Here is a 4,876-nt window from a genome sequence, read left to right on the forward strand (position 1 = left end):
CGCCTACGCGCTGTCGGCCGGCTACTACGATGCCTACTACCTGCAGGCACAGAAGATCCGCCGCCTGATCAAGAACGACTTCATGGCCGCCTTTGACGAGGTCGACGTGATCCTCGGCCCGACCACGCCCAACCCGGCCTGGAAACTCGGCGCCAAGAACAGCGACCCGGTCGCCGCCTACCTGGAAGACGTCTACACCATCACCGCCAACCTCGCCGGCCTGCCTGGCCTGTCGATGCCGGCCGGGTTTGTCGACGGCCTGCCGGTTGGCGTGCAGCTGCTGGCCCCGTATTTCCAGGAAGGCCGCCTGCTCAACGTCGCGCACCGCTATCAGCAAGTGACTGACTGGCACACTCGCGCACCTACCGGCTTCTGAGGGACTGACACATGCAATGGGAAGTTGTGATCGGGCTGGAAATTCATACCCAGCTCGCCACCCAGTCGAAGATTTTCTCCGGCAGCGCCACCACGTTCGGCTCCGAGCCGAACACCCAGGCCAGCCTGATCGACCTGGGCATGCCCGGCGTACTGCCGGTGCTCAACGAAGAAGCGGTGCGCATGGCGTGCATGTTCGGCTTGGCGATCGACGCCCAGATCGGCCCGCACAACGTGTTCGCACGCAAGAACTACTTCTACCCCGACCTGCCCAAGGGCTACCAGATCAGCCAGATGGAGCTGCCGATCGTCGGCAAGGGCCACCTGGACATCGCCCTTGAAGACGGCACCGTCAAGCGCATCGGCATCACCCGTGCGCACCTGGAGGAAGACGCCGGCAAAAGCCTGCACGAAGACTTCAGCGGCGCCAGCGGCATCGACCTGAACCGCGCTGGCACCCCGCTGCTGGAGATCGTCTCCGAGCCGGAAATGCGCAGCGCCAAGGAGGCCGTGGCCTACGTCAAGGCGATCCACGCGCTGGTGCGCTACCTGGGTATCTGCGACGGCAACATGGCCGAAGGCTCGCTGCGTTGCGACTGCAACGTGTCGATCCGGCCCAAGGGCCAGGTCGAGTTCGGCACCCGCTGCGAGATCAAGAACGTCAACTCGTTCCGCTTCATCGAGAAGGCGATCAACACCGAAGTGCAGCGCCAGATCGAGCTGATCGAGGACGGCGGCCGGGTCATCCAGGAAACCCGCCTGTACGACCCGAACAAGGACGAGACCCGTTCCATGCGCAGCAAGGAGGAAGCCAACGACTACCGTTACTTCCCCGACCCCGACCTGCTGCCGGTGGTCATCGAGCCGGCGTTCCTCGACGCCATCCGCGCCACCCTGCCCGAGCTGCCGCCGCAAAAGCGCGAGCGCTTCCAGAGCCAGTTCGGCCTGTCGGCATACGATGCCAACGTGCTGGCCTCCAGCCGTGAGCAGGCAGACTACTTCGAGCAGGTGGTCGGCGTGTGCGGCGATGCCAAGCTGGCCGCCAACTGGGTCATGGTCGAACTGGGCAGCCTGCTGAACAAGCTGGGCCTGGAGATCGACCAGGCACCGGTCAGTGCCGCGCAATTGGGCGGCATGCTGCAGCGCATCCTCGACAACACCATCAGCGGCAAGATCGCCAAGGTGGTGTTCGAGAAGATGGCCGCGGGCGAAGGCGATGCCGACCGGATCATCGAGGCCGAAGGCCTGAAACAGGTGACCGACAGCGGCGCGATCGAGAAAGTGCTGGACGACGTGCTGGCGGCCAACGCCGAGCAGGTCGAGCAGTACCGTGCAGCGGACGAAGCCAAGCGCGGCAAGATGTTCGGCTTCTTCGTCGGGCAAGCGATGAAGGCGTCCAAGGGCAAGGCCAACCCGCAACAGGTGAACCAATTGCTCAAGAGCAAGCTCGAAGGCTGAACCGCGTCGCCTGCATTCGCCGGCAAGCCGGCTCCCACAGGGACCGCACTGACGTGAAGACAGTGGGGGACCTGTGGGAGCTGGCTTGCCAGCGAAGGCCACACCACGGAGTAACCGGATACATGTGGCGTCTCTCAAGCGCGCTAGCGCTCTTCACCCTGCTCACCGGCTGTGCCAGCCATGACATCGACCCCCGCGGTTACGACCAGACCGGTACCGCCTCCTATTACGGGGCCCGCCACCACGGCAAACGCACCGCCAGTGGCGAACCCTTCAACCAGCACGGCCTGACCGCCGCCCACCGCAGCCTGCCCTTCGGCACCCGCGTGCAGGTGACCAACCTGGCCAACGACCGCCGCGTGGTGGTGCGCATCAATGATCGCGGCCCGCATACCCGTGGCCGGCTGATCGACCTGTCCCGCGCTGCCGCCGAACAATTGGGCATGATCCGTAGCGGAACCGCGCGCGTACGGGTACAACGTCTGAGCGACTGATTCTGTTTCGGAGCACGACCATTTTCGACCTGGCCGCATTACCCACCTTCAGCCTGCTGCAACTGGCCCTCGGCCTGCTGCTGTTGATCGCCGGTGCCGAACTGCTGGTGCGCGCCGCCCTGCGCCTGGCTGCCAGCCTGCAGGTACGCCCGCTGATCATCGGCCTGAGCCTGGTGGCCTTCGGCAGCAGCGCGCCGCAGTTGACCGTCAGCCTGCAAGCCGCCTACACCGGCGCACCCGACGTGGCGGTGGGCAGCGTGATCGGCAGCAATATCTTCAACGTACTGGTGACCCTGGGCCTGGCCGCACTGATCATTCCACTGCGCGTATCGCGCCAGCTGGTGCGCCTGGACATCCCGCTGATGATCGGCGCAAGCCTGCTGGTGTACCTGCTGGCGCTCAACGAACGCATCGGTCGCCTTGAAGGCGCCCTGCTGTTGTGCGGCTGCTCGGCTACCTGGCCATCTTGTGGCACCAGTCACGCCATCATGCACGCACCTACCCCGCCCCGGGCCCGCGCCTGCAGCGCGCGCGGGCTTCTGGCTGGGCACCCTGACGCTGATGCTCGGTGGCCTGGGGCTGCTGAGCCTGGCCGGGCACCTGCTGCTCGAAGCGGCGGTGGAAGTGGCGGTTGACCTGGGTCTGTCGGAACGGGTCATCGGCCTGACGGTGGTGGCGGTGTGCACCTCGCTGCCGGAGATGGCCACCTCGCTGATTGCGGCCCTGCGCGGGGAACGTGAGATCGCCGTGGGCAACGTGATCGGCAGCAACCTGTTCAACCTGCTGGCGGTGCTCGGCCTGACCGCGCTGGTGGCCCCCGCGCCGCTGTCGATCTCGCCCAATGCACTGGCGTTCGACCTGCCGGTGATGCTCGGCGTCGCCGTGCTGACGCTGCCGGTGTTCTATTCCGGCTACCGCGTCACCCGCGCCGAGGGCCTGGTGTTCCTGTGCCTGTACCTGGCCTACGGCCTGCACGTGGTGGCCTTCACCACCGGCATGCCGCTGGCCACCCGCCTGGAGCAACTGATGCTGTTCTACGTGCTGCCGGCGCTGGCCGTGGTGTTGCTGTACACCACGGCGCGCGCCTGGCGCCGCCAGCACTGAACATCAGCTCGCGGCAATGGCAGCCTTCTGGCCTTTTTTCTTGAGCCAGAAGGCCACCCCCAGCGCGGCAATCCACGCCGGGATCAACAGCACCGAAATGCGGATCGGCGGCGTCAGGAACATCACCACCAGGATCAGCACGATGAACGCCAGGCACAGGTAGTTGGTGATCGGGTGCCCCCAGCTCCTGTAGAACGTCGACTCGCCCGCGGCGATCTTGGCCCTGCGAAACTTCAGGTGGGTGATGCTGATGCTCGCCCAGTTGATCACCAGCGCCGATACCGCCAGGGCCATCAGCAGGCCGAAGGCCTCGCCCGGCATCAGGTAGTTGATCAGCACGCACAGGCCGGTGGCCAGCGCCGACACCCCCAGCGCCGTCAACGGCACGCCGCGGCGGTTGATCTTGAGCAGCGCGCGCGGTGCGTCACCCTGGCTGGCCAGGCCGAACAGCATGCGGCTGTTGCAATACACGCAGCTGTTGTACACCGATAGCGCCGCCGTCAGCACCACCACGTTGAGGATGGTGGCCACCAGGTTGCTGTCCAGGTTGTGGAAGATCATCACGAACGGGCTGCCGCCCTGCACCACCTTCTGCCACGGGTACAGCGACAGCAGTACCGCCAGTGCGCCGATGTAGAAGATCAGGATGCGATAGACCACCTGGTTGGTGGCCCGCGGAATGCTGTGGCGCGGGTTGTCCGCCTCGGCCGCAGTGATGCCCACCAGTTCCAGGCCGCCAAAGGAGAACATGATCACCGCCATGGCCATCACCAGCCCGGTGATACCGTTGGGGAAGAAGCCGCCGAACTGCCACAGGTTGGCCACGCTGGCATCCGGCCCGCCGTTGCCACTGGCCAGCAGCCAGGCACCGAAGCCGATCATGCTGACGATGGCGACAACCTTGACCAGCGCGAACCAGAACTCCAGCTCGCCGTACACCTTAACCTGGGTGAGGTTGATCAGGTTGATCGCCACGAAGAAGATCGCCGCCGTTGCCCAGGTGGGGAAATCCGGCCACCAGTACTGCACGTAGATGCCCACCGCGGTCAGCTCGGCCATGCCCACCAGCACGTAGACCACCCAGTAGTTCCAGCCGGAGACAAAACCGGCGAATTCGTTCCAGTAGCGGTGCGCGAAATGGCTGAAGCTGCCCGCCACGGGCTCATCGACGACCATCTCGCCCAGCTGGCGCATGATGAAAAAGGCCATCAGGCCGGCAATCGCGTAGCCCAGCAGCACGGCCGGGCCTGCCATCTGGATGGTCTGCGCGATGCCCAGGAACAACCCGGTGCCGATCGCGCCACCCAGCGCGATCAACTGGATATGACGGTTCTTCAGGCCGCGTTGCAAACGCTCCGGCGTGGCTTGGTCTTGCATGAAGTGTCCTCGGACAGGAGAGGCAGTTTTGGATGTTGTGGGCGACAGGATCTAGATCCAGCCGCCCC

Annotated in this window: 4 protein-coding genes and 1 pseudogene; 4 read left to right on the forward strand and 1 reads right to left on the reverse strand. The window is 65.3% G+C overall.

Going from position 1 to position 4,876, the window contains the following annotated elements; translation table 11 throughout:
* From G3436_RS25250 to G3436_RS25265, 4 genes and pseudogenes are all read left to right on the forward strand, one after another.
* Positions 1-376 (forward strand): amidase family protein (locus G3436_RS25250; protein WP_243667316.1); only part of this gene is annotated, 376 nt, incomplete at its 5' end.
* Between the two features lie 11 nt (positions 377-387).
* Positions 388-1,833, forward strand: a complete 1,446-nt coding sequence (gene gatB, locus G3436_RS25255) for an Asp-tRNA(Asn)/Glu-tRNA(Gln) amidotransferase subunit GatB (protein ID WP_163950864.1) — start codon at positions 388-390, stop codon at positions 1,831-1,833.
* 122 nt (positions 1,834-1,955) lie between these two features.
* On the forward strand, positions 1,956-2,327 hold the full coding sequence (locus G3436_RS25260; RefSeq protein ID WP_163950868.1) for a septal ring lytic transglycosylase RlpA family protein: 372 nt from the start codon (positions 1,956-1,958) through the stop codon (positions 2,325-2,327).
* Between the two features lie 62 nt (positions 2,328-2,389).
* A pseudogene (locus G3436_RS25265) lies at positions 2,390-3,431 on the forward strand (calcium/sodium antiporter).
* 3 nt (positions 3,432-3,434) lie between these two features.
* On the opposite strand, the gene G3436_RS25270 reads toward G3436_RS25265, so the two are convergent.
* Positions 3,435-4,808, reverse strand: coding sequence for an amino acid permease (locus tag G3436_RS25270; RefSeq protein ID WP_163950870.1), 1,374 nt, complete (start codon positions 4,806-4,808; stop codon positions 3,435-3,437).
* Positions 4,809-4,876 lie beyond the last annotated feature (68 nt).

Origin of the sequence: Pseudomonas brassicae (assembly GCF_010671725.1) — a bacterium.
Classification (GTDB): Bacteria; Pseudomonadota; Gammaproteobacteria; order Pseudomonadales; family Pseudomonadaceae; genus Aquipseudomonas; species Aquipseudomonas brassicae.

Bases quoted from the DNA above. Each gene is read 5' to 3' on its own strand.
- G3436_RS25270 (WP_163950870.1), bottom strand. From the start codon at position 4,808: ATGCAAGACCAAGCCACGCCGGAGCGTTTGCAACGCGGCCTGAAGAAC.
- gatB (WP_163950864.1), top strand. From the start codon at position 388: ATGCAATGGGAAGTTGTGATCGGGCTGGAAATTCATACCCAGCTCGCC.
- G3436_RS25260 (WP_163950868.1), top strand. From the start codon at position 1,956: ATGTGGCGTCTCTCAAGCGCGCTAGCGCTCTTCACCCTGCTCACCGGC.